This is a genomic window from Nitrobacter winogradskyi Nb-255, assembly GCF_000012725.1.
In the GTDB taxonomy this organism is placed as follows: domain Bacteria; phylum Pseudomonadota; class Alphaproteobacteria; order Rhizobiales; family Xanthobacteraceae; genus Nitrobacter; species Nitrobacter winogradskyi.
In genome coordinates this window covers 19,739-44,670 of record NC_007406.1, presented here as the reverse complement: position 1 = coordinate 44,670, position 24,932 = coordinate 19,739, and the positions used below count along the sequence as shown (strand labels likewise).

The 24,932-nt window shown below is 64.4% G+C and carries 22 protein-coding genes; 7 read left to right on the top strand and 15 right to left on the bottom strand.

Annotated features, from left to right (window positions below):
- Positions 1 to 121: 121 nt before the first annotated feature.
- The gene (locus NWI_RS00210; protein ID WP_011313378.1) at positions 122 to 1,465 is read right to left on the bottom strand and encodes a serine protease; all 1,344 of its coding nucleotides are present in this window, start codon (positions 1,463 to 1,465) and stop codon (positions 122 to 124) included.
- A 119-nt stretch (positions 1,466 to 1,584) separates the two neighbouring features.
- Between NWI_RS00210 and NWI_RS00205 the strand changes: the two genes are divergently transcribed.
- Positions 1,585 to 2,385: a HesA/MoeB/ThiF family protein gene (locus NWI_RS00205; RefSeq protein WP_041344620.1), complete on the top strand. Its 801-nt coding sequence runs from the start codon at positions 1,585 to 1,587 to the stop codon at positions 2,383 to 2,385.
- A gap of 87 nt (positions 2,386 to 2,472) precedes the next feature.
- On the opposite strand, the gene NWI_RS00200 is transcribed toward NWI_RS00205, so the two are convergent.
- Positions 2,473 to 3,474, bottom strand: a complete 1,002-nt coding sequence (locus NWI_RS00200; RefSeq protein ID WP_011313376.1) for a 2-hydroxyacid dehydrogenase — start codon at positions 3,472 to 3,474, stop codon at positions 2,473 to 2,475.
- 381 nt (positions 3,475 to 3,855) lie between these two features.
- On the opposite strand from NWI_RS00200, the gene NWI_RS00195 reads away from it, so the two are divergent.
- A complete protein-coding gene (locus tag NWI_RS00195; RefSeq protein WP_430691792.1) occupies positions 3,856 to 4,359 on the top strand; it encodes an SH3 domain-containing protein in 504 nt (167 codons plus the stop codon).
- Positions 4,360 to 4,613: 254 nt separating this feature from the next.
- Here the strand turns inward: NWI_RS00195 and irrA are convergent, their stop codons facing one another.
- Positions 4,614 to 5,120, bottom strand: a complete 507-nt coding sequence (gene irrA, locus NWI_RS00190; RefSeq protein ID WP_011313374.1) for an iron response transcriptional regulator IrrA — start codon at positions 5,118 to 5,120, stop codon at positions 4,614 to 4,616.
- 436 nt (positions 5,121 to 5,556) lie between these two features.
- Between irrA and fabA the strand changes: the two genes are divergently transcribed.
- The 3 genes from fabA to fabI all read left to right on the top strand — a co-directional run bounded on the left by fabA (position 5,557) and on the right by fabI (position 8,394).
- Positions 5,557 to 6,081, top strand: a complete 525-nt coding sequence (gene fabA, locus NWI_RS00185) for a 3-hydroxyacyl-[acyl-carrier-protein] dehydratase FabA (protein ID WP_011313373.1) — start codon at positions 5,557 to 5,559, stop codon at positions 6,079 to 6,081.
- An 83-nt stretch (positions 6,082 to 6,164) separates the two neighbouring features.
- Entirely contained in the window at positions 6,165 to 7,388 is a 1,224-nt protein-coding gene (gene fabB, locus NWI_RS00180) for a beta-ketoacyl-ACP synthase I (protein ID WP_011313372.1), read from the top strand.
- A gap of 172 nt (positions 7,389 to 7,560) precedes the next feature.
- Positions 7,561 to 8,394: an enoyl-ACP reductase FabI gene (fabI, locus tag NWI_RS00175; RefSeq protein WP_011313371.1), complete on the top strand. Its 834-nt coding sequence runs from the start codon at positions 7,561 to 7,563 to the stop codon at positions 8,392 to 8,394.
- Between the two features lie 57 nt (positions 8,395 to 8,451).
- On the opposite strand, the gene NWI_RS00170 is transcribed toward fabI, so the two are convergent.
- On the bottom strand, positions 8,452 to 9,048 hold the full coding sequence (locus NWI_RS00170) for a glutathione S-transferase family protein (RefSeq protein ID WP_011313370.1): 597 nt from the start codon (positions 9,046 to 9,048) through the stop codon (positions 8,452 to 8,454).
- Between the two features lie 190 nt (positions 9,049 to 9,238).
- Positions 9,239 to 11,428, bottom strand: coding sequence for a catalase/peroxidase HPI (katG, locus tag NWI_RS00165; protein ID WP_011313369.1), 2,190 nt, complete (start codon positions 11,426 to 11,428; stop codon positions 9,239 to 9,241).
- A 256-nt stretch (positions 11,429 to 11,684) separates the two neighbouring features.
- Between katG and NWI_RS00160 the strand changes: the two genes are divergently transcribed.
- Positions 11,685 to 12,599, top strand: coding sequence for a LysR substrate-binding domain-containing protein (locus NWI_RS00160; RefSeq protein WP_011313368.1), 915 nt, complete (start codon positions 11,685 to 11,687; stop codon positions 12,597 to 12,599).
- 185 nt (positions 12,600 to 12,784) lie between these two features.
- On the opposite strand, the gene pnp is transcribed toward NWI_RS00160, so the two are convergent.
- From pnp to NWI_RS00130, 6 genes are all read right to left on the bottom strand, one after another.
- Positions 12,785 to 14,941 carry a polyribonucleotide nucleotidyltransferase gene (gene pnp / locus NWI_RS00155; RefSeq protein ID WP_011313367.1) on the bottom strand — a complete coding sequence of 719 codons (2,157 nt, stop codon included), beginning with the start codon at positions 14,939 to 14,941 and terminating at the stop codon, positions 12,785 to 12,787.
- A gap of 346 nt (positions 14,942 to 15,287) precedes the next feature.
- A complete protein-coding gene (gene rpsO / locus NWI_RS00150; RefSeq protein WP_011313366.1) occupies positions 15,288 to 15,557 on the bottom strand; it encodes a 30S ribosomal protein S15 in 270 nt (89 codons plus the stop codon).
- 6 nt (positions 15,558 to 15,563) lie between these two features.
- On the bottom strand, positions 15,564 to 16,640 hold the full coding sequence (gene truB, locus NWI_RS00145) for a tRNA pseudouridine(55) synthase TruB (protein WP_011313365.1): 1,077 nt from the start codon (positions 16,638 to 16,640) through the stop codon (positions 15,564 to 15,566).
- Positions 16,641 to 16,646: 6 nt separating this feature from the next.
- Positions 16,647 to 17,060 (bottom strand): 30S ribosome-binding factor RbfA, encoded by a 414-nt coding sequence (rbfA, locus tag NWI_RS00140; protein ID WP_041344619.1) that lies wholly within the window; start codon positions 17,058 to 17,060, stop codon positions 16,647 to 16,649.
- Between the two features lie 154 nt (positions 17,061 to 17,214).
- Positions 17,215 to 19,830 carry a translation initiation factor IF-2 gene (infB, locus tag NWI_RS00135; protein WP_011313363.1) on the bottom strand — a complete coding sequence of 872 codons (2,616 nt, stop codon included), beginning with the start codon at positions 19,828 to 19,830 and terminating at the stop codon, positions 17,215 to 17,217.
- Positions 19,831 to 19,898: 68 nt separating this feature from the next.
- Positions 19,899 to 20,564, bottom strand: a complete 666-nt coding sequence (locus NWI_RS00130) for an RNA-binding protein (RefSeq protein ID WP_011313362.1) — start codon at positions 20,562 to 20,564, stop codon at positions 19,899 to 19,901.
- A gap of 53 nt (positions 20,565 to 20,617) precedes the next feature.
- Between NWI_RS00130 and NWI_RS00125 the strand changes: the two genes are divergently transcribed.
- Positions 20,618 to 20,824, top strand: a complete 207-nt coding sequence (locus NWI_RS00125) for a hypothetical protein (RefSeq protein WP_041344618.1) — start codon at positions 20,618 to 20,620, stop codon at positions 20,822 to 20,824.
- Here the strand turns inward: NWI_RS00125 and nusA are convergent.
- The 4 genes from nusA to NWI_RS00105 form a co-directional block, all read right to left on the bottom strand.
- Positions 20,809 to 22,425, bottom strand: a complete 1,617-nt coding sequence (gene nusA, locus NWI_RS00120) for a transcription termination factor NusA (protein ID WP_011313361.1) — start codon at positions 22,423 to 22,425, stop codon at positions 20,809 to 20,811. The genes NWI_RS00125 and nusA overlap by 16 nt on opposite strands.
- Positions 22,426 to 22,428: 3 nt before the next feature.
- Positions 22,429 to 23,211: a ribosome maturation factor RimP gene (gene rimP / locus NWI_RS00115; RefSeq protein WP_011313360.1), complete on the bottom strand. Its 783-nt coding sequence runs from the start codon at positions 23,209 to 23,211 to the stop codon at positions 22,429 to 22,431.
- 290 nt (positions 23,212 to 23,501) lie between these two features.
- A complete protein-coding gene (trmB, locus tag NWI_RS00110) occupies positions 23,502 to 24,275 on the bottom strand; it encodes a tRNA (guanosine(46)-N7)-methyltransferase TrmB (RefSeq protein ID WP_011313359.1) in 774 nt (257 codons plus the stop codon).
- 22 nt (positions 24,276 to 24,297) lie between these two features.
- A complete protein-coding gene (locus NWI_RS00105) occupies positions 24,298 to 24,717 on the bottom strand; it encodes a helix-turn-helix domain-containing protein (protein ID WP_011313358.1) in 420 nt (139 codons plus the stop codon).
- Between the last annotated feature and the right edge of the window lie 215 nt (positions 24,718 to 24,932).

The window sequence follows — 24,932 nt, the reverse complement described above, 5'->3', positions numbered from 1 at the left end:
GCGCGTATTCCGCAAAAGTGGATACCGGTTTTGCGATCAGAATACGCAAGTTTTTGATTGAACGTGTTTTCTTACGGCTAACCGGATTCCACTTAGCCGGAAAACGCTATAGCGAGCCGGTTTATCTCCGCACGCAGATGACGCGAACCACGGCGGCCTCCGCATCGAACGATCCGTCGAACGGGTCCAAGTCGTTGGCTTTCAGAAAAGCGCGCAGGGCTTGCGCTGGAGCGAGCACGGCCTGCGCGGGAGGCGTCGCGCCCGAAAGCCCGGCGATGTCCGCGGGCTTCACCAGCGCCAGCCCTGCGAGCTTTCCGTTTGCATCGAGCGCCGCCGCGCCGGAAAAGCCTGACGCGGGCGCGGGCGTCAGCATCAATTCACCGCCGTCGCCTCCCGACACCGACGCCTTGACGCGACTGATGGCGGAGCCGCCGCCCTGGTTTTGCGGATCGGTGATGCCGACAAGATCGACGCCGCCTTTGGCCGCAGCGCGGCCGAGCGGGATCGGCTGCAACCCGTGCGCGCCATAGACTCGCAGCAGCGCGAGGCCGTGGTCCTTGTCGCCGGCGATCCTGTCGGCGTAGCCGTGGCCCGTGACGACGATCGACCGGCATCCGTCGGTGGCCTCGTGACCGGTCAGGATCGCGCCGCCGTCGCTGACGATCACCCCGCTTGCATATTCCACGAGCTTGCGCGGCGGCGGACCGTTCGCCGGAAACGGATCGAACGCGCTCGACATCGCGATCACCACCGGCTCCATGACGCCTTCGGTCGCCTGATCGTAGAGAATGGTCAGGATGCGGGCTTCGCTGTCGCGAAGCTGGCCGCGCATGTAGAATTTCTTCAGGCCCTGTGTGCCCGACAGCACGAAGACGTCCGGCTTGACGGCGCTGTAGGTGACCTTGCGGCCGGGCGATTGTTTGCGTGCGTGATCGGCAAGCCTGGCGGTTGTGAGGCCGGACTCCTTGCGGCGCGTCACGCTGATCTGGATGGTGCCGGTTGAGGAACTCCAAGTCGTGCCGTCGCCTGCGCTCGATTGCTGAGGCGTCAGCCTCATGGGCAGGCCCAGCCGGACGCCGGTCGCAGCGTCTGCCGCGATTTTCCATCCGACATTCGCCCGCGCCTTCCGCGCGGCAGCGGCGAGAACGCCGCGTTCCTGCGGGTTGAGCACGCCGGTCTGCTTGCCGGCCCGCTCCTTCTGGAATGCCTTGATCGCGGCAATCATCCGGTCGCTGACCTCGCCGTTGATGAGGCCGTTATAGTGACCGGTCCATGCCAGGTCGGATTGCAACGCTTGCCGCGCCGCGGACGCCATCGCCCTCACGGTATCGGCCGGAGTTTGCGCCGGCGGGGAGACGGCGGCTTCCGGTTTACCTTTTGTCCGTCCGACGGGGTTGCCGGGTTGCGCCTGAGCGTACATCGTGGTGGCCACGATCATCAACACCGCGGCGATCGTCGCTCGCATGGCAGCTTTCGTCTCCGTTGAAACGGCGCTATTGAAACACATCTGCTGGGCCGGCAACAGCGGCCATCGGGGTTGTGGTCTGCGTGCGGCGCCTGATTGACGGAGAGAACGGCAGGACCATGCTGAGCGCCGACGAACTTGAACGCTATTCCCGGCACATCGTGATGCGCGAGGTCGGCGGTCCGGGCCAGAACGCGTTGCGCAATGCGCGCGTGCTGATGATCGGAGCGGGCGGTCTCGGCGCGCCGGCGCTGATGTATCTGGCGGCCGCGGGCGTGGGGACGCTCGGCGTCATCGATGACGACGTCGTGACGCTGTCGAACCTGCAACGCCAGATCATTCATGCGACGCCGGATATCGGCAGCCCCAAGGTCGAGAGCGCCGCGGACAAAATCCGCGCGCTCAACCCGCATGTCGCGTTCCGCGCGCACCATATGCGGCTGGATGCGTCGAACGCGATGGCGCTTTTGGCGGACTACGACATCGTCGCCGAGGGCTCGGATAATTTCGCTACCCGCTATCTGGTGGCGGATGCGTGCTTTCTGGCGAAGAAGCCGCTGGTGACCGCCGCGCTCGGGGTGTTCGACGGATCGCTGACGACGATCCGCGCGCACGAGAAGAACGCCGATGGCGTGTTCAATCCGACCTACCGCTGCCTGTTCCCCGAACCGCCGCCCGAGGGCACGGTGCCGAGCTGCCAGCAGGCGGGCATTCTCGGCGCGCTGGCCGGCGTGCTCGGATCGATGACGGCGTTGGAGGTGATCCGCGAGATCGTCGGATTCGGGGAGGGGCTGGTCGGGCGTCTGTTGATGGTGGATGCGCGCGCGATGCGGTTCGAGACGCTGAATTACAGGCGCGATCCGTCAAATCCGCTTAACGGCGATCATCCGACCATCACCGATTTAAGCGGCTATTGCTGAGGCGGTTTCTTCTTCCCTCTCCCGCAAGGGGAGAGGGAAAAAAGGAAGGAGCACGCAGGCTCCATCGCGTCATGCCGAACGCATCGCTTACAACATGCTCGGCAGCACGCGGTCCGGCGGCTTGTGGTTGTCGAGGAAGGTGCGGATGTTGATGATGACCTTCTCGCCCATCTCGACGCGGCCCTCGATGGTGGCGGACCCCATATGCGGCAGCAGCACCACCTTGCCGGCCTTGGCGAGGCGGACCAGCCTGGGGTTGACCGCTGGTTCGTGCTCGAACACGTCAAGCGCCGCGCCAGCGATCTCGCCGGCCTCGATCAGCTTGGTCAGCGTGTCCTCGTCGATCACCGTGCCGCGCGCGGTGTTGACGATATAGGCGTCCTTGCGGATCAGCTTGAGCCGGCGCGCCGACAGCAGATGGAAGGTGGCCGGGGTGTGCGGACAGTTCACCGAGATGATGTCCATCCGCGCCAGCATCTGGTCGAGCGAATCCCAATAGGTGGCGCCGAGCTCGTCGGCGATCTTCGGCGCCACGGGCTTGCGGTTATGGTAGTGGATCTGCAGCCCGAAGGCGTGGGCCCGGCGCGCCACGGCCTGACCGATGCGGCCCATGCCGATGATGCCGAGCCGCTTGCCGCCAAGACGCCGGCCGAGCATCCAGGTCGGCGACCAGCCCGGCCAGTCACCGCCCGCGGTCAGCAGCGCCGCGCCTTCGATGAAACGGCGCGGCACCGCGAGGATCAGCGCCATGGTCATGTCGGCGGTGTCTTCGGTGAGAACGTTCGGCGTATTGGTAACGGTGACGCCGTGCTCGTGCGCGGCGACGACATCGATGTTGTCGACGCCGTTGCCGAACTGCGCGATCAGCTTCAGCTTGCAGTCGGGCTGTTTCAACACCGCCGCGTTGATATGGTCGGTCACCGTCGTAACCAGGATGTCGGCGGTACGGACGGCGTCGATCAGCTCGTCGGGCGTCATCGGCCGGTCGTCGAGGTTGAGTCGCGCATCGAACAGTTCGCGCATTCGGGTCTCGACCGAGTCGGGCAGCTTGCGCGTGACGACAACCAGAGGCTTCTTCTTGATCGACATTGGGTGCTCTCTAGTTTCCGGTTTCGAAGTTCGCAGACCGCTGCGTCAACCCCTTGATGAGAAACGAAGTGACGCCGCTACGCCAGGGTGCGTTCGAATCCGGGAAACGGCCCGTGGCGAAAATGCGATCGCATTCAGGCCCTGTTAACCCACACGATCGAAACTGCAGCCGCTGGCTGATATCGGCGTCGCCCTGGTATCCCGGGTTCCTCGCATCTTACGTGCACTTTCCCGGGCGTGCCCGGTCATCCTGGGTTTGGTCCTCTCTAGCAGAAGGTCGTGCCAAGGCAAGACGGGGTCCGGAGGGCGGGCGGCCGGGTCCGGCGGCATGGTGAGCTTCTCGGGGGGCAGGTGATGACGGTGAGATGGCGCGTTCTTTCCATGGTGTTCGCAGCCGCGACGCTGGGTGCGGTCGCGATCGAAACGACAGCCGACGCCAAGGATTCCGCGCTGTCCACCAGCGGTCTGCCGGTTCCGCGCTATGTGAGCCTGAAGTCCGATCATGTGAACGTCCGCGCGGGCCCGACCAAGGATAACGACGTCGCCTGGGTCTATACCAAGGCCGGCCTTCCCGTCGAAATCACCGCGGAATTCGAGAACTGGCGCCGCATCCGGGATTCCGAGGGCGCCGAGGGTTGGGTCTATCACTCGCTGCTGTCAGGCCGCCGTACCGCGGTCGTCACGATGAAGGCGAAAGACGACTTCACGCCGCTGTATGATCGCGCCGATGTTCAAGGCAATGTGGCCGCCCGCTTGCAGGCCGGCGTCGTAACCCAGGTCAAGCGTTGCGCCGCTGGATGGTGCCATGTCACGGGCGACGGTTTCGATGGGTGGATCGAGCAACAGCGGCTCTGGGGCGTCTACGCCGACGAGAAAATCAACTGATTGTCGGCAGGTCGTGTTCGCCGGAATTGCGGGGGGGGGGGGGAGCCGTTCCGCTCCCGACAGAGTTCGATGCGCGGCTCCATGATCTTGCTTCGACACGCTTCTTCGCGCGAATCACTCTCCTCGACCCACCACGAAGACATGCCTGGCTCGAAAACGCCCCAGGCGCCTCTCGCACAAACACACCTCTCACAAAAAACAAATGCCCGGCGCAGGGCCGGGCAATGCGAACGCGATCGAGGCCGTGCGGCGGTTCAGCGCTTCTTGCGCAGGCGCACGACCATGTCGATGCGGCTGATCTCGTAACCTTCCGGCACGTTCGGCATCTTCTGCAACACCAGATGCGGATCGGGAATGTCGACCAGCTCGTGATTGTTTTCGAGGTAGAAGTGGTGGTGGGCGGTGACGTTGGTATCGAAATAGGTCTTGGTGCCGTCAACGCTGACCTGGCGCAACAATCCGGCGTCGGTCAGTTGATTGAGCGTATTGTAGACGGTGGCCAGCGAGACGGGAACCTTGGCGAGGGTCGCTTCTTCGTAAAGCATTTCCGCCGTGAGGTGGCGCGCGCCCTTGCCGAACAGCAGCCAGCCCAGCGCCATGCGCTGCCGCGTCGGCCGCAGCCCGACCGATTGCAGCATTTCGTTGACGTCGTGCCAGGGGCAGCCCGTCAAAGTCGGCTGCCGTCCGTGACCGATCGCCGCGATATCACGATCCTCTTCGGTCACAACCACGATGTTCTCGCTTGTACTCACGCCAGGCATTCGAAAAGCTCTTATCCAGCCGTCAACAGTCCCTATAGGGACCAACTATCTCAAACTATAGGAACAAAGGCGTTCAGATGCAAGTTTTTCGCAACTAGAATGGCTCAAAACTGGTCCGATCTCACTATTAGTGGCCGATGTCGAAGGGTGGCAGCGGCGAAACTGCACCGACCAACATACATCCTGCGCGCGATCCTGTAAGCGCCTCTCGGTCGGTTGGGCTGTCGGCCGGTGTGAATCGGCACGGGATAGGCTCGTTCCCTCCGGACGGCTTGCATTCGGCGATTCGCGGCCACAGGTGCTCTTTGCCCCCTTCGGACCCTGTGTTAGAGAGCCCACGGATGGCGCGGATCTCGGGATCGGTGTCCGACCGAGGTGCATACACGTCTCGTGCGCCTCTCCAATCATAAATTGCCCAACAGAGAGGCCACGCAGCATGCAGGACCGGCGCAGCAGCTATGATTATGAGGGTTTGCTGGCGTGCGGCCGGGGGGAACTGTTCGGACCGGGAAACGCCCAGTTGCCGTTGCCGCCGATGCTGATGTTCGATCGTATCACCGATATAAACGAGGATGGCGGGGAGTTTGGAAAAGGATTGATCCGCGCCGAACTCGACGTCAAACCCGATCTCTGGTTTTTCGGCTGCCATTTCAAGGGCGATCCGGTGATGCCCGGCTGCCTCGGCCTCGATGCGCTATGGCAGATGGTCGGATTTTTCCTCGGTTGGACCGGGGGCGAAGGCCGGGGCCGGGCGCTCGGCTTAGGCGAGCTGAAGTTCACCGGCCAGGTGCTGCCGCCCGTTCGCAAGGTCGTATATAATGTCGACATCAAGCGGGTGATGCGCTCGAAGCTGGTGCTCGGGATCGCGGACGGGTGGCTTTCCGCCGACGATGATATTATTTACCGCGCGAAAGACCTGAAGGTCGGTCTGTTCAAGCAGGATGCAGGGCCGGGGGCCTGACAGCCGGGGCCGCCGCGTGGTTCAGCTTGCGATTTTTGACGAGGACGCTTCATGAGACAACATGACTTTGGGGCGAGGAGATCATGAGGCGGGTGGTCGTCACGGGGATGGGTATCGTCTCATCGATCGGAAACAGCACGCAGGAAGTGCTGTCCAGTCTCTTCGAGGCCAAGTCCGGCATCACGCGCGCGGAGAAGTATGCCGAGCTTGGCTTCCGTTCCCAAGTGCAGGGTGCGCCGACGCTGAACCCGGCCGACGTGGTCGATCGCCGCGCGATGCGCTTCCTGGCCGAGGGCGCGGCGTGGAATCACGTTGCCATGGAGCAGGCGATTCGCGATTCGGGTCTTGAGCCGAACGAGGTCTCCAATGAACGCACCGGGATCATCATGGGCTCGGGCGGTCCGTCCGCGCGCACGATCGTGGAAGCGGCCGACATCACCCGCAGTAAGGGGCCCAAGCGCGTCGGCCCGTTCGCGGTGCCGAAGGCGATGTCGTCCACCGCATCGGCGACGCTCGCCACCTGGTTCAAGATCAAGGGCGTCAACTATTCGATCTCGTCCGCCTGCGCGACCTCCAACCACTGCATCGGCAATGCCTATGAGACCATTCAGATCGGCAAGCAGGACATCATTTTCGCCGGCGGCTGTGAGGAACTCGACTGGTCGCTCTCGGTGCTGTTCGACGCCATGGGCGCGATGTCCTCGAAATACAACGATACGCCGGCGACAGCCTCGCGTGCCTATGACGTCAGTCGCGACGGCTTCGTGATCGCCGGCGGCGCCGGCGTCGTGGTGCTGGAGGAACTCGAACACGCCAAGGCTCGCGGGGCGCGCATCTACGGCGAAGTCGCCGGCTATGGCGCGACGTCGGACGGCTACGACATGGTCGCGCCGTCGGGCGAGGGCGCCGAGCGCTGCATGAGGATGGCGCTGTCGACGGTGAAAACCAAAGTCGACTACATCAACCCGCACGCGACCTCGACGCCGGCCGGCGATCCGCCGGAGATCGAGGCGATCCGCAAGGTGTTCGGCGCCGGCGACAAGTGTCCGCCGATCTCCGCCACCAAATCGCTGACGGGGCATTCGCTCGGCGCGACCGGCGTACAGGAGGCGATCTACTCGCTTCTGATGATGAACAACGGCTTCATTTGCGAAAGCGCCAACATCACCGAACTCGATCCGGTGTTCGCGGATATGCCGATCGTGCGTAAGCGTATCGACGACGCCAGGATTGGCACGGTGATGTCGAATTCGTTCGGCTTCGGCGGAACCAATGCCACGCTGGTTTTCAAACGACTGGATGCCTGATTTGTAGCGGCTGCTCGCAAGACCGGCGGCGGTCGCAGTACAGATTTTTCAGGACCGGGCTTGGCGCGAAGCGCGTCTTGCGCGGATCACCCGGCCATCCCAACCTTCCAACCTGTCCACGCCGCCAAGGCGTGGATGCCCGGCACGGGGCCGGGCATGACGGAGTTTCCACATGACACACCTGATGCAAGGCAAGCGCGGCCTGATCATGGGCGTCGCCAACGACCACTCGATCGCCTGGGGCATCGCCAAGACGCTGGCCGCCCACGGCGCGGAAATGGCCTTCACCTATCAGGGCGAGGCGCTGGCCAAGCGGGTGCGGCCGCTCGCCGAATCGGTCGGCAGCACAATGGTGCTGCCGTGCGACGTCGAGGACATCGCTTCTGTCGACAAGGTGTTCGCCGATATCGGCAAGGCCTGGGGCAAGATGGATTTTCTGGTTCACGCCATCGCGTTCTCCGACAAGGCCGAGCTGAACGGCCGCTACGCCGACACGACGCGCGAGAATTTCGCGCGCACCATGCTGATCTCCTGCTTCGCCTTCACGGAGGCGGCCAAACGCGCCGCCGAACTGATGCCAGATGGCGGCAGCATGCTCACGCTGACCTATAACGGTGGCGACCGCGCGATGCCGAACTACAACGTGATGGGCGTGGCCAAGGCGGGGCTGGAAGCATCGGTGCGCTATCTGGCGGTCGATTTCGGCGCGCAAAACATTCGCGTCAATGCCATTTCGGCCGGCCCGATCCGCACGCTGGCCGGCGCCGGCATCGGCGACGCGCGCTTCATGTTCGCGTTCCAGCAGAAACATTCGCCGCGGGGGCGCGGCGTAAGTCTCGACGAACTCGGCGGCGCCGGGCTTTATTTGTTGTCGGATCTGTCCGGCGGGGTCACCGGCGAGATTCATTTCGTCGATTCCGGCTACAACATCATCGCTATGCCGCAGCCTGACGCGCTGCGGAGCGAAGGCATGAGCAACGGCGCGCCGAACGACACGGCGAAGTAGGGCTCCGGCGCGAAGCGGTGCGGCGGTCGCATCTGCTCTCACAAGGGGAGAGGTGGATCAGCCCGCCGCGATTTTCTCCGCGCGTTGAAACGCCGGCCGCGCCACGCAGCGGTCGATGTAGCGATCGAAAGCTGGCCGCGGCGGCACCATCTTGAACTGGCGGATCGCAAAGTTCAGCCCGGAGCCGATCACGATGTCGGCGGCGGAGAAGTCGTCGCCGAGAATCCACGGCCCCTTTTCCACGGCCTTGTCGAGAACGTCGAACACCTGCGTGGCGTCCCCCCACGCGGCCGTGCTCGATGGCACCTGGAGCTTGGCGAAGATCTGGAGCAGCGCCGGTTCAATGCAACTCGGTCCGAAGAACAGCCATTGCAGATATTTTGCCCGGCGCGCATCCCCGAGCGGCGGGGCCAGCTTCGCATCCGGGAAACGCTCGGCGACGTAGGCGCAGATCGCCGCCGCTTCGGCGATCGCGATAGCGCCGTCGGTCAGCGCGGGCACCTTCCCCATCGGGTTGACGGCGAGAAACTCCGGCGTCTTCTGCGCGCCGGTGGAGATGTCGATCAGAACCCGCTCATAGGGTTGTCCGGTTTCCTCCATCAGCCAGAGCGCGGTGAACGAGCGCGAGCGCGGCGACCAGTAGAGTTTCATCATCGAACAGCGGTCCTTTCTTCAGGCGATCCCGCATAAACAGGAGGGGATGGCCATATCGCGACACGGGAGCGGGATGAGGAAAAGTGTGCGGCGGTTTTCCGCCCGCATCCCGCTCTCAAATATCATGCTCTCATGGAAAAGCCCCTGCGGGAAATCGCAGGGGCTATGGCGTTGAGGTGTGTTGTCGCGATCAGGCCTTGAGATCGAAGCGATCGGCGTTCATGACCTTGGCCCATGCGGCGGCGAAGTCGTTCGCGAACTTCTCGCCGGAGTCTGCGCACGCATAGACTTCCGCGAATGCGCGGAGCTGGGAGTGCGAGCCGAAGATCAGGTCGACGCGCGTGCCCGTCCACTTCAGCGTGCCGGTCTTGCGGTCGCGGCTTTCGTAAACGCCGTCCTGACCGGCGACCGGTTGCCACTCGGTATCCATGGTGAGCAGGTTGACAAAGAAGTCGTTCGTCAGCTTGCCCGGGCGGGTGGTGAAGACGCCATGCCTAGAGTCTGCGGCATTGGCGCCCAGCACGCGCAGGCCGCCGACGAGAACCGTCATCTCCGGTCCGGTCAGGTTCAGCAGTTGCGCGCGATCCACCAGCGCCTCCTCGGGCGCCATGAACTGGTGCCTGTCGCTGATGTAGTTGCGGAAGCCATCCGCGCGCGGCTCAAGCGGCGCGAAGGATTCCACGTCGGTCTGGTCCAGCGACGCATCCATGCGGCCGGGCGTGAATGGCACCTTCAAGTCGATCCCGGCGTCTCTGGCCGCCTTCTCGACCGCGGCCGATCCGCCGAGCACGATCAGGTCGGCGAGCGAGACCTTTTTGCCGCCTGTCTGCGCGTCATTGAATTCGGCCTGGATCTCTTCGAGCTTCGCCAGCACCGCTTTCAGCTGGATCGGCTGGTTGACCTCCCAATCCTTCTGCGGGGCAAGCCGGATGCGCGCCCCATTGGCGCCGCCGCGCTTGTCGGAGCCGCGGAAGGTGGAGGCCGAGGCCCAGGCGGTCGAGACCAGCTGCGCCACGGTGCAGCCGGAGGCGAGGATTTTCGCCTTCAGGTCGGCGATGTCGTTGTCGTCGACCAACTCATGGTCCACGGCCGGGATCGGATCCTGCCAGATCATCACTTCCTTTGGCACCAGCGGGCCGAGATAGCGGTCGCGGGGTCCCATGTCGCGATGGGTCAGCTTGAACCAGGCGCGGGCGAAGGCGTCCGCAAACTGGTCGGGATTCTCATGGAAGCGCTTCGAGATTTCGCCGTAGATAGGATCGAAGCGCAGCGACAGATCCGTCGTCAGCATGGTCGGCACGTGCTTCTTCGACTCGTCGAAGGGGTCCGGGGTGATGGCCGGAGCGTCCTTCGCCCTCCACTGGTGCGCGCCGGCAGGGCTCTTGGTCAGCTCCCATTCGAACCCGAACAGCGTGTCGAAGAAGTTGTTGTCCCACTTGGTCGGCGTCTGGGTCCAGGTCACTTCCAGGCCGCTGCCGATTGCGTCAGCCCCCTTGCCCGTGCCGAACCGGCCCTTCCAGCCGAGTCCCTGATCCTCGATCGGGGCGGAGTCCGGCACCGGTCCGACCAGCGACGCGTCGCCGGCGCCGTGGGTCTTGCCGAAGGTGTGGCCGCCCGCGATCAGCGCGACGGTTTCTTCGTCATTCATCGCCATGCGGAGAAATGTCTCGCGGATATCCTTGGCGGCAGCGAGCGGGTCCGGTTGGCCGTTCGGCCCTTCCGGATTGACGTAGATCAGGCCCATCTGCACCGCGGCGAGCGGCTCCGCCAGCTCACGTTCGCCGCTGTAGCGCTCGTCGCCGAGCCAGGCGCCTTCCGGACCCCAGAACAATTCCTGCGGCTCCCATTCGTCGACACGGCCGCCGGCGAAGCCCAAGGGCTTGAAACCCATCGATTCCAGCGCGGCATTGCCCGCGAGGACATAAAGGTCGGCCCAGGAAATCTTGCGGCCGTACTTCTGCTTGATCGGCCACAACAGGCGGCGCGCCCGGTCGAGCAGCACGTTGTCCGGCCAGGAGTTCAGCGGCGCGAAACGCTGCTGGCCGCCACCGGCGCCGCCGCGGCCGTCGGTGATGCGATAGGTGCCCGCGCTATGCCATGCCATGCGGACCATCAGTCCGCCGTAGTGGCCGAAATCGGCCGGCCACCAGTCCTGCGAATCCGTCATCAGCGCCTTCAGATCGGCGATGACGGCGTTCAGGTCGAGGCTTGCGAACGCGCTGGCGTAGTCGAAGTCCCGGCCCATCGGGTTGGACAGGTTTGATTTCTGATGAAGGACCTGAACATCGAGCTGCTCCGGCCACCAGTCGCGATTCTTGTGTCCGCGACCGCTCGTGAACGGGCATTGACCCGCTTTTCCGTCATTTGTCTTTGCGTCCATGATTGTCTCCGATGCCATGCTGTCGCGTTGCCGGTCGGCCGCCATCGCCATTCAGAAGCCGCGGTTCACCGAGGGAGTGATCGACGTGGAGCTATGCTCGCCTTTTGTCCGGGCGCGCCGGCGTCGGTCGTGGATAGAGTTCGGGTCAGCCAGCAGCGGTCCTCCGGCAACATGAGGATGCGGCAAGTGTGAAGGAGATCAGTGATAAGGTCCATTCGATTTGTCTTTGTATCATGATAAGTATATCTGATCGAGAATGGTCACCCTCCGACAGCTCCGCTACCTCGCCGCGCTCGCCCGACACGGTCATTTCGGGCGCGCAGCCGAGGCGTGCGCCATCACCCAGCCGGCGCTGTCGATGCAGATCCGGGAACTGGAACAGTTTCTTGGCGTGACGCTGGTGGAGCGACGGCCGGGCGAGGTGATGCTGACCGAGATCGGCCGCGAGATTTCCCGCCGTGCCGAGGACGTGCTGGCCTCAGTGCGCGATCTCGTCGATTTCGCCCGTCACCGCGGCCGCCCTCTGACAGGACGCCTGACCCTCGGCATTATTCCCTCGCTCGCGCCGTACCTGCTGCCGCGCATCCTGCCGGCGCTTCAGTCGCAATTTCCTGATCTCGAACTGGAATTGCGCGAGACGCAGACCCGGCTGCTGGTCGAGGAGGTCAAGGGCGGTGCGCTTGACGCCGCCATGCTGGCGCTGCCGCTCGGCGAACCCGATATCGATACGCTTGAACTGTTCAACGACCTGTTTCTGCTCGCGGTGCCGGCGAGCGATCCCCGGCCCTGCGGACGCCGCGTGGCGGCGCGCGACATCGATCAGTCGCGGCTGATCCTGCTTGAGGACGGCCATTGCCTGCGCGATCAGGCTCTCGCGTTCTGCGCCACGATCCCGCGGGGGCCATCATCCGGCGCGACCGGCATGACGTTCGGCGCATCCAGCCTCGCCACGGTGATGCAGATGGTGGCCGGCGGCTACGGCCTGACGCTGATCCCGCAGATCGCGGCCGATGTCGAGGCGCGCGATGAGCGCGTCAAGATTCTGCGGCTTCAGGATCCGCAGCCCGGCCGCTGCATCGGGCTGGCGTTTCGCAGGACCTCGCCGCGCAGGGCCGATTTCGCGGCGCTGGGCGAGGTCGTGAAGGGGTGTGTTGCGGCGAACGGCCCTTGAGTCTCCCGCTCGCGGGGGAGGGAGTTCGCCGTGCCCCGGTGAAGCGTCGTCACTTGAGCCTTTCCGCTTCTGATGGAATCAGAAGCGAGGCTCCATGACATTGAGTGATGCGTTTTCTTCACGCGAACCGGATTCCATCCCCGGGTCAAGCCCGGGGACATGCTTCGCTCGAAAACGCTACATGCCTACTCGCCTGCGGCTTCCCGCGGCGCGTCGCCTTCGGCCTTCTGCTTGGCTTCGAGGTCCTCGCCGGTTTCCTGGTCGACCACCTTCATCGACAGCCGGGTCTTGCCGCGGTCGTCGAAGCCGAGCAGCTTGACCTTGACCTTGGCGCCTTCCTTGACGACGTCGGAGGTCTTCTGCACGCGGCCGGCGGCGAGCTGGCTGATGTGAACGAGGCCGTCCTTCGCGCCGAAGAAATTCACGAAGGCGCCGAACTCCATCACCTTGACCACCGTTCCTTCGTAGATCTCGCCGACCTCGGGATCGGAGGCGATCGACTTGATCCATTTGATCGCGGCCTTGATCGATTCGCCGTCGCTGGAGGCGACCTTGACGGTGCCGTCGTCCTCGATGTTGACCTTGGCGCCGGTTTTCTCGACGATCTCGCGGATCACCTTGCCGCCGGTGCCGATCACTTCCCGGATCTTGTCGGTCGGGATCTTGAAGGTCTCGATCCGCGGCGCGTGTTCGCCGAGTTCGGCGCGGGCGCGATCGAGCGCCTTGGACATCTCGCCCAGAATATGGATGCGGCCGTCCTTGGCCTGGCCGAGCGCGACCTTCATGATCTCCTCGGTGATGCCGGCGATCTTGATGTCCATCTGCAGCGAGGTGATGCCCGCTTCCGTGCCCGCCACCTTGAAGTCCATGTCGCCGAGATGGTCCTCGTCGCCGAGGATGTCGGACAGCACGGCGTAGCGCTCGCCTTCCAGGATCAGTCCCATCGCGATGCCCGCGGTCGGCCGCTTCAGGGGGACGCCGGCGTCCATCAGCGACAGCGAGGCGCCGCACACCGACGCCATCGAGGACGAGCCGTTCGACTCGGTGATCTCCGAGACGACGCGGATGGTGTAGGGAAACTCGTGATGCGGCGGCAGCACTGGGCGGATCGCGCGCCACGCCAGCTTGCCGTGGCCGATCTCGCGGCGCTTGGCGCCGCCGAGGCGGCCGGTCTCGCCGACCGAATAGGGCGGGAAGTTGTAGTGCAGCAGGAACGTCTCCTTGTACGTCCCGGCCAGCGAATCGATATACTGCTCGTCCTCGCCGGTGCCGAGCGTGGTCACCACCATCGCCTGGGTCTCGCCGCGGGTGAACAGCGCCGAACCGTGGGCGCGCGGCAGCACGCCGGCCTCGGCGACGATATTGCGCACCGTCTTGACGTCGCGGCCGTCGATGCGCTTGCCGGTGTCGAGGATGTTCCAGCGAACGATCTTGGCCTCGAGTTCCTTGAACACGCCGGCGACGCGCAGCTTGTCGTATTTCGGCTCCTGGCCTTCCGGGAAGAAGTGCGCAAGCGCCTTCTCCTTGACCTTGCCGACCGCCGCGTAGCGGTCCTGCTTGACGGGAATGGCGTAGGCCGCGCGCAGATCCTGCTCGACCAGGCCGAGCATCTCCTTCTCGATCTCGGTATCGTCGATGACCTTGAGTTCGCGCGGTTCCTTGGCGGCCTTCTCGGCGAGTTCGATGATCGCGTCGATCACCGGCTGGAAGTGGCGGTGGCCGAACATCACCGCCTTGAGCATGATCTCTTCCGAAAGCTCCTTGGCCTCGGACTCGACCATCAGCACCGCGTCCGCCGTGCCGGCGACGACCAGATCGAGCTGGGTGTCGACGATTTCGTCGAGCGTCGGGTTGAGCACGTATTCATCATTGATGAAGCCGACGCGGGCGGCGCCGATCGGGCCCTTGAACGGCGCGCCGGATAGCGTCAGCGCCGCCGAGGCGGCGACCATCGCCAGGATGTCCGGGTCGTTCTCCATGTCGTGCGACAGCACGGTCACAATCACCTGGGTCTCGTTGCGCCAGCCATCGGCGAACAGCGGGCGGACCGGGCGGTCGATCAGGCGGGAGACCAGCGTCTCCTTCTCGGTCGGGCGGCCTTCGCGTTTGAAGTAACCGCCGGGGATGCGGCCGGCCGCATAGGTCTTTTCCTGGTAGTCGACGGTCAGCGGCAGGAAGTCGACGCCCTCGCGCGGCGACTTGGCGGCGACCACGGTGGCGAGCACGACGGTCTCGCCGTAGGTGGCGACGACGGCGCCGTCGGCCTGGCGCGCGATCTTGCCGGTTTCAAGCTTGAGGGGACGTCCGCCCCAATCGATTTCAACGGAGTGTTGATTGAACATCGGATCCTTCTTTCATCGGATCCCGGAATGGCGGACGCCAGATGCCATAAGACCATGCCAAGATTGCGGGACGCTGGCGGTTCGCGCAGCGTCCGGCGATCCTGCCATGGCCTCGAGGTGGAAATGGCCTCGAGGTGGAAATGGCGTTCGTCCCTCCCGGGGGTGCGGGCGCAGGCCTCCGGCCTTTCGTCCCGCGCGGCTGGGCACGAAGCCCATTTGCGCCAGCCGCCGGAATGCGGCTGGGCTAACGCACAGGCGGACACAAACGCGCCGGTGCGGTGATATTCACCGGGCGCGGTGGATACGACGTTTCGCATCCGCCAGCCCCGGCCATGTGAGCGATCGATCAGCGACGGATGCCGTGCTTTTCGAGCAGCGCCTTGTAACGCGCCTCGTCCTTCTTCTTGACGTAGTCAAGAAGCGAGCGCCGCGTCGACACCAGCTTCAACAACCCGCGGCGCGAGTGATTGTCCTTGGTGTGGATCTTGAAGTGCGCGGTGAGGTTGGCGATGCGTTCCGACAGGATCGCGACCTGAACCTCGGGCGAACCAGTATCGCCGGGCTTGTTGGCGCTGGTCTTGATGACTTCCGCTTTGCGTTCTGCGGCAATCGACATCGTAAACTATCCTTGGCGATGGGGACTGGCGGTCAGTCCGGAGAGGTTGAACACGCGCTTGGGGATGAGTTCGCCATTGCCAAGCTCGGCAAGGGCCAGAAGCCGGCCCGCCACCGTGACATAAACCGTGCCGCTCATATTGGGCGCATCCCGTCCGCGCAACAAAACGGCTTGGCCCCGATGGAGCCTTGCCGCATCCGCCCGTGTGACGGCCAGTGCCGGGATGTCGTCCAGCGCGGTCTCAACGGGCAAAAGCGCGTCGGCGAGGTTTCCCTCGCCAGACGCGGCTCTATCGCACAAAGCCTGCAGATGTTCCAGCGGAATCATGCTCGTCTCGTCGAACGGGCCGACCAGCGTCCGGCGCAGCGCGCAGATATGGCCGTAGCAGCCCAGCAGCCGCCCCATGTCGCGGGCGAGCGCTCGGACATAGGTTCCCTTGCCGCATTCGGCCTCGAACACCGAATGTCCGCTATCCTGATGATCGGCAAGATTTAAATGGTGTATCTCGACCGGGCGGGGCGCCAGCGGCACGACCTCGCCGTCGCGCGCCAGATCGTAGGCGCGCTCACCCTGGATCTTCACTGCCGAATATTGCGGCGGGATTTGCTCGATCTTGCCGGTGAAGCTCGGCAGCAGCGCCATGATCGCCTCCGCCGTGGGGCGCTCGGCGCTGGTCGCCACCGCGCGGCCCTCGGTGTCGTCGGTGTCGCGTTCCTCGCCCCAGGCCACCGTGAAGCGGTAACGCTTGCGGCCGTCCATCACGAACGGCACCGTCTTGGTGGCCTCGCCGAGCGCGATCGGAAGGCCGCCGGAGGCGAGCGGATCGAGCGTCCCGGCGTGGCCGGCGCGCTTGGCGGAGAACAGCCGCTTCACCACCGCGACCGCCTGGGTCGAGGTCATGCCGACCGGCTTGTCGAGCGCAACCCAGCCATGGACGTCACGCTTGTCGCGGCGCGGCTGGTTGTTGTGGTGTCTTTTCCGGCCCGGCGCGTTGAAGGCGTTATCGTCGGCCGCGGATTTATTTTTGTCGGCGCCGTTCGAATCGCTGATTTTGGAGTCGATGGCGGCGTCAGGCGTGGTCATGATCGGTCAGCTTTCGTCGGTATCCGGTGCGAGATCTCTCTGTACCGCAGGCGTTCTCAATAACTTCTCGATACGTTCCGCTTCGTCGAATCGCTCGTCGACGCGGAAGCGGATGTCAGGTGCAAATTTCAGGTTAACGCGCCGCGCGATTTCGCCGCGCAGGAATTTTCTGTTGCGATCCAGCGCATCGATCACGTCAGCGGTGTCGCGGCCGCCGAGCGGCATCACGTAGATTGTCGCGAGCTTGAGGTCGGCCGACATGCGGACTTCGGGCACGGTGACGAGGTGTCCTTCAAGAACGGGATCATGAACCTGACCCTGCGCCAGGATATCCGCGATCGCGTGACGCACGGTTTCCGCGACGCGCAGCTGGCGGTGCGAGCCGCCGGGATGTTTCTCTGGCTGGTGACGACGCGGCATGAACGTCCTTCGAAAAACACTCGTCATGGCCGGGCTTGTCCCGGCCATCGACGTGTTTGTTCTTCCTGTAGAGTTTCTCAAGACGCGCATGCCCGGACAAAGCCGGGCATGACGTCGCATTCGAGTTGATCCGACGCTCTCGCGAGATTTGGACTCACAGCGAGCGCTGGATGGTCTCCACGCGGTAGCACTCGATAACGTCGCCGACGCGCATGTCGCCGTAGCTCTCGAACGCCATGCCGCACTCCTGCCCCGACTGGACTTCCTTCACTTCGTCCTTGAAACGCTTCAGCGTCGACAGCTTGCCTTCGTGCACCACGACGTTGTCGCGGATCAGGCGGACGTTGGCGCCGCGTTCCACGCTGCCGTCGGTCACGCGGCAGCCGGCCACCTTGCCGACCTTGGAAATGTTGAACACCTCCAGGATCTCGGCGTTGCCCAGCATGGTTTCGCGCAGCGTCGGCGCGAGCAATCCGCTCATCGCCTTCTTCACGTCGTCCACGAGGTCATAGATGATGTTGTAGTAGCGGATCTCGATGCCGTTGCGCTTGGCCGCGGCCGCGGCTTCCTTGTTGGCGCGGACGCTGAAGCCGATGATCGCGGCGTTGAAGCCTTCAGCCAGCGTGACGTCGGATTCGCTGATGCCGCCGACGCCCGCATGAAGGATGCGCGCGGCGACTTCGTCGGTGCCGAGCTTTTCCAGCGAGCCGAGGATGGCTTCCAGCGAGCCCTGAACGTCGGCCTTGATGATCAGCGGGAAATCCTTGCGGCCCACCGTCTTGAGCTGCGACATCATCTGCTCGAGCGATCCGCGCATGCCGGAGGTGCTCGCCGCGGCGTTTTCGCGCTTCTGGTGGGCGCGATAGCTGGTGACCTGGCGGGCGCGGGCCTCGTTCTCGACCACCGCAAGCCGGTCGCCGGCCTCCGGCGGTCCGTTGAAGCCCAGCACCTCGACCGGCACCGACGGGCCGGCCTCGTTGACGGTTTCGCCCTGATCCGAAATCAGGGCCCGGACGCGTCCCATCTCGGCCCCGGCCACGATGATGTCGCCGACCCGCAGCGTGCCGCGCTGGACCAGCACGGTGGCGACGGGCCCGCGGCCGCGATCCAGCTTGGCCTCGATCACGGTGCCTTCGGCGGGCCGCGACGCATTGGTCTTGAGGTCGAGCAGGTCGGCCTGCAGCGAGATCATTTCCAGCAGCTTGTCGAGGTTGGTCTTGTTCTTGGCGGAGACCTCGACGTCGACCACCTGGCCGCCCATCGATTCGACCTGCACCTCGTGTTGCAACAGTTCGGTGCGCACGCGCTCCGGCTTCGCCTCGGGCTTGTCGATCTTGTTGATCGCGATGATCATCGGGACCTTGGCGGCCTTGGCGTGATTGATGGCCTCGATCGTCTGCGGCATGACGCCGTCATCGGCGGCGACGACCAGAATGACAAGATCCGTCACCTTGGCGCCGCGGGCGCGCATCGCGGTGAAGGCCGCATGGCCCGGCGTGTCGATGAAGGTGATCTTCTTGCCGCTCTCCGGCGAGGTGACCTGATAGGCGCCGATATGCTGGGTGATGCCGCCGGCTTCGCCCGACACCACGTTGGCATGGCGCAGCGCGTCGAGCAACGAGGTCTTGCCGTGGTCGACGTGACCCATCACGGTCACCACCGGCGAGCGGGGCTCGATATCGGTGGAGTTGTCGACCACATCGAACAGGCCTTCCTCGACGTCGCTTGCGGCGACGCGCTTGACGGTATGGCCCAGTTCTTCAGCGATGAGCTGCGCGGTGTCGGCGTCGATCACGTCGGTGATCTTGTGCATCGCGCCCTGCTTCATCAGCATCCGGATCACGTCCACCGCGCGCTCGGCCATGCGGTTGGCGAGTTCCTGGATGGTGATCGCTTCCGGCACCACGACCTCGCGAACCAGCTTTTCCTTCGGCTCGTTCGAGGCATGACCCTTCAGGCGCTGGGTGCGGCGGCGGAACGAGGCGATCGACCGCTCGCGCACGTCGTCGGCGCTGAGCGCCGTCACCAGCGTCAGGCGGCCGCGCTGCTTGGCGGGCGCCGGCTTGGCGGCCGGCTTCGGGGCGATAACGGGACGTGCGGGACCGCCGGGACGGCGCACCAGGCGCGGAGCCTCGTCCTCGTCGCTGCCGTCGGCTGCAACCGCGGCCGGCCGCGCCGGAGGCGCCGCGCGCGTGGTCGTCGTCGTGGTCTTGGCCGGCGCGGGCTTGGACTCGGTTTGTCCGAAGCGGCGCTTGGCTTCGATCTCGGCCTTGCGCTTGGCCTCTTCTTCCTGGCGGTGGCGCTCTTCCTCGGCCTTGCGGCGGGCCTCGGCGGCCTCGCGCTCGGCCTGCTCGATGCCTTCCTTGCTGTTGCGGCGGGCGGCTTCGGCTTCCGCGATCCGGCGTTCCTCCTCGGCGCGCACCTTGGCCTCGGCCAAAGCGCTTGCGCGCGCGCTGCGCTCGTCCTCGGTGAGTTTCCGCAACACGACGCCCGAACCGGCGCGTGGAGCGGCGGGTGTCGCCGCGCGAGCCGGCGGAGCCTTGGCGGCCGGCGTCCTGGCGCTGGCCGGCTCCGAGGTTCCAGCCGGTTCCGGGCCCGGAGAGTCGCCGCCGATTCGACGCTTGCCCCGTTTTTCAACGACCACCTGCTTGGTACGGCCGTGGCTGAAGCTCTGGCGCACGGTGCCCTGCTCGACGCGTGGCTTGAGCGTCAAGGTCTTGGTCGGGCTGACGCTCAGAGTCTTGTCGCCAGGATTTTTCGTATCAACCATTCAGCAGTCCCAATCTTGTTGCGCCGTACGCGTTCGCACGGGTCGTGTCGTTAGAATTCTTGCCTTGTTCAGCTGTCCTGCCGCTGCCCGCCATCCTGGTATCGAACCAGTGTCTGGCTGCGCTGCAGGAACGTCCTGCCCGCCGGACCTGCGAGCAGGGCTGCATGTATCACATTTGCCCTGCCAAGTGCCAAATCCAATTCTGCCGAGTTCAGGGCGGTGACAACCGGGATTTCCCGAGCTTCCCCGGATTGGCCGGCGATTTTCCTGACGGCGGCGTCCAGTTTCCGGATTCCGTCGGCGGCGCCGTCGGCCGCGTGGATCAGGGCCACCGCCTGACGACGAAGCAGCGCGTCCTCCACTTTCGCGAATCCCGCAACGACCTGACCGGCCTTGGCGACCATGGCCAGCGCGTCCATCGCGCTGCGGACCATCAACTGCCGGGTGTCCTCAGCCAGCGAGGCCGGCACCCGGACGTCCCGCTTGAAGCCCCTGCTGAACTGGTTACGGCGGACCGCCTCCGCAACAGCGGCGTGCGAGGCCGAAATCCACAAGCCCCGGCCAGGCAGCTTGCGCTTCAGGTCCGCGATCACCTCGCCCGAGGGTGATACCACGAACCGGATCAACTCGCCGATCGGGCGCACCTGCCGGGTGACCGCGCACATCCGGGCCGTCGCCGACCTGTTGGTCCGCGGCCCCTGATCCAGATCTGCCGGGTCGGCGATCGCGAGCATGTCCTCAGCGTCTCCCAGATCACGATGGTTTTGGATCGAATCGATCCAAAACCATGAACGTGATCGATTCCAACATTTTAGAGCGGGATGCGGGCGGAAAACCGCTACACACTTTTCCTCATCCCGCTCTAGAGCGTTTTTCAAGCGAAGCGGACACCGGTTCGCGTGAAGAAAACGCATCAAATCAAAATCTGGGAGCCTCGCTTCTGATTCCACCAGAAGCGAAAGGGCTCCAAGGCTTTCTTCATTCGGCCGGCTGATCTTCAGCAGCGATATCCTCAGCCTCCGCCGGTTTCGCGAGGTCGGCCTCGTTGATCCAGCCGACACTCAGGCGAGCCTGCATGATGATGGCCTCCGCGTCCTCCCGCGAGATCTCGATGCCGTCGAAATAACCCGCGTGCTTGACCGCTTCGCCCTCCTTGCGTTCGGTCCAGCCGACCAGATCGTCGGTGGCGCAGCCGGCCAGATCCTCGATGGTCCTGACTTCGTTTTCGCCGAGTTTCACCAGCATCTTCGAGGTCACGCCGGGCACGGTCTTCAGCGCATCATCCACGCCGAGCTCCTTGCGCCTGTTTTCCAGTTCGGCCTCGAGCTGCTCCAGATATTCTCGGGCCCGGTTCTGCAATTCGGTCGCGGTTTCGTCGTCAAAGCCCTCGATGCCGGCGATTTCCCGCGTGTCGACCAGCGTCAGTTCTTCAACAGAGGTGAAACCCTCGGACGCCAGCAACTGCCCGACGACCTCGTCGACGTTGAGTGTTTCCATGAACATGCGGGTCGCATTCTCGAAGTCCGCCTGGCGTCGCTCCGATTCCTCCTGCTCGGTCAGGATGTCGATGTCCCAGCCCGTCAGTTGCGAGGCGAGCCGCACGTTCTGTCCGCGCCGTCCGATCGCGAGCGACAACTGGTTGTTGGTGTCGGGGACCACGACCTCGATCCGCTCGCGGTCCTCGTCGATCACGACTTTCGCGACCTCCGCCGGCGCCAGCGCGTTGACGACGAAGGTCGCGATATCCGGCGACCACGGGATGATGTCGATCTTTTCGCCCTGCAACTCGTTGACGACCGCCTGAACGCGCGAGCCGCGCATGCCGACGCAGGCGCCGACCGGATCGACCGAGGAATCCCGCGACACCACGCCGATCTTGGCGCGGGAACCGGGGTCGCGCGCCACCGCCTTGATCTCGACGATGCCGTCGTAGATTTCCGGCACTTCCTGCGTAAAAAGCTTCACCATGAACTGCGGATGGGTGCGCGACAGGAAGATCTGCGGGCCGCGGGTTTCGCGGCGCACGTCGAAGATATAGGCCCGGACGCGGTCTCCGTTGCGGAATACCTCGCGCGGCAGCATCTCGTCGCGGCGAATGACGGCTTCGCCGCGGCCGAGGTCGACGATCACGCTGCCGTATTCGACACGCTTGACAATCCCGTTGACGATATCGCCGATGCGATCCTTGAACTCCTGATACTGCCGGTCGCGTTCGGCCTCGCGCACCTTCTGCACGATCACCTGTTTGGCGGACTGCGCGGAGATGCGGCCATATTCCAGCGGCGGCAGCGTATCGGCGATGGTGTCGCCGATCTGTGCGCCGGGATTGGCCCGCTGGGCGTCCTTCAGCGAGATCTGGTTCGCGGCATTCTCGACCTGCTCGACCACCAGCATGTGGCGGGTGAGCTGGAGCTGTCCGGTCTTCGGGTGGATCTCCGCATGAACGTCAGTCTCGCTGCCGTACCGCGCCCGCGCCGCCTTCGCGATGGCGTCCTCCATCGCCGCGATCACGATGCCGCGGTCGATGGTCTTTTCGCGCGCCACCGCGTCTGCGATCTGCAGCAGTTCGAGCTTATTGGCGCTGACGGCGGCCATGACTTATTCTCCTTCGATGGGATCGATGTCGCCGCGCCGCAGTCGTTCCGCGGCCAGACGATGTTCCTTGGTGTTCTTCGGCGGGATTTTCCCCGGTGCTTTCTTGCCGTTCTCGAGTTTCGGTTTCGGTGTGCCGCGCTTTGCCGGATCGGTTTTCGCGTGCGGCGGAGGCGGCGGCAGAATTCCGAGGCTTTGCTTCATCTCGCGTTCCGCGATCTTGCCCCGGCGCATCGATTCCGCGATCAATTCGTCGGTCAGAACCAGCCGGGCGTCGGCGATATCCTCCATGACGAGCATGACCTCGCTTTCGTCGTCATTATTCCGGATGTCGTCCCGATGCAGGCGCACCGCGTTGTCCTCGACGCCCTGAAGAACGCCGCGGAACCGCTTGCGGCCCTGATGGGCGACCGCCATCTCGATCTTCGCGAGGTGACCGGCGTAGCGTTCGAAATCGGATCGGCGCACCAGCGGCCGGTCGATGCCGGGTGACGAGATTTCCAGCCGATAGGCCTTGTCGATCGGATCGGCGACATCGAGCACCGGCGACAGGGCCTTCGAGATCGCCTCGCAATCCTCGATCTGGATCGATCCGTCCGGCCGCTCGGCCATGATCTGGACCGTGCAGCCCGCTTCGCCTGAGACCTTGATGCGGACCAGCCGATACCCCATGCCCTGCAGCACCGGCGCGGCGATGGCCGCGACCCGCGCCGCGACGCCGGGCTCGACCACCAGACGCGGCTCGTCGAGCAGCTCATGGTCGGGGTTCTGGGCAGATGGATCGGTCATGTTCAAGATCAAAGAATTAGCCTGATGGTGGCGGACGGCGTCCACCGCGTTGTCGCCCGATCGGCGGTTGCTGCTTGAAGGAACCCGTGCATGGGGTCCATTCAGGAAACAAAAAAGAGCGGGTCCGGAAGGGCCCACTCTCGATACGTTATCGTATGAGAAAATTTTCGCTGATATAGCTGTTTTCGTGCTCCTCGGCAAGGCCGACGCAGGCCAAAAAGCCGATTCAGGCGATCGACGAATGATGATGCCAGAGCATCCACTCGCCCGAAAACGCCATAGCTCCCGCTTTATACGGCGGTGCGTTCGCGTCGGAACCTCAGATACGCCGCGCGGCGGCCTTCGCGCATCGCTTTGCGGCCGTAGCGCGTCATGGTGTAACCGGACCACGGATCCTGCCAGTCGGCTGAGCGTTCGGCGAGCCAGAGGAAGTCCGGTGATCGCGCCAGATGCGTCAGCGTCCATGCGCAATAATCGTCGATGTCGCTGACGAAGCGGAATTCGCCCTCCGGCCGAAGCACGCGCGCCATCTCCGCAACGGTCGCGTCCTGAACGAAGCGGCGTTTCCAGTGGCGGCGCTTGGGCCACGGATCGGGATGGATCAGATCGATCCGCGCCAGCGAGGCTGGCGGCAGACATGCCAGCAGTTGCGACGCATCGCCGGCGAACAGGCGGATATTGCGGATGGCGTGAGCCTCGATCTGCACGAGGATCTTTGCCATGCCGTTGACGTAGGGCTCGCAGCCGATGAAGCCGGCGCGGGGAAACGCCAGCGCCTCGGCGACAAGATGTTCGCCGCCGCCGAAACCGATCTCGATGCGGGTCTCATCAACCGGCGGGTCGAACAGCGCGGCCGGGCCGGACGGTCCGATCCTCGCGGGATCGAAACCGAGGCGCGGCAGCAGTTGCGCGACCAGATCGTTCTGGTGCGGCCGCAGCCTGTGTCCCTTGCGACGCCCGAAGAACGAGCCTGGCGGGCGATCGCGATTCCCCGTGCGGCCAAGCGGGGCAGCATCATCGCCTGGGGGACGAGGATTCTGATGGTCGGAAACCACAACCGTCACTGCAAACGTTGGAGGGAGGCTGCTAGCGCTGGTCGGACGGCTCCCTCGCCGCGATCTGTTCGACCATGTCGACGATGCTGCGACGGAGCTTGGCGTCCGTGATCCGGGTGAACGCGCGGGTCAGCGCGAGGCCTTCGGATGTCGCGAGGAAATCCGAAACATAGGCGGGCGAGGGCGCCTCGCTCATGCCTCCGGTCCTGACGACGCCGGTGCCGGGACTGCCCTCGAACAGGAACGAGACCGGAACCTGAAGGATTTCGGAGATCTGCTGGATGCGACTGGCGCCGACGCGGTTGGTTCCCTTCTCATACTTCTGCACCTGCTGGAATGTCAGACCGAGAGCTTCCCCGAGTTTTTCCTGGCTCATACCGAGCATGATGCGGCGCATGCGCACACGGCTGCCGACATGCTTGTCAACAGGATTGGGCGCCTTGGTAGACATCTCCTAGGTCTCCTCGGAAGGGGGCCGCGATCCGTGGATACGCTTGCCGAACCATTATCGTCAAACTCGACTCAACCACTTGAGAACAATTCTTAATTTAATAAGTCGGCTGCATTATACCAGCCGTGCAAGTTGTTACACGAATTATATCGATCGTGTGAACGAAGCGCTGCCGTGAACATCGTACCCGGTGATCAAGATACCCGGTGATCAAG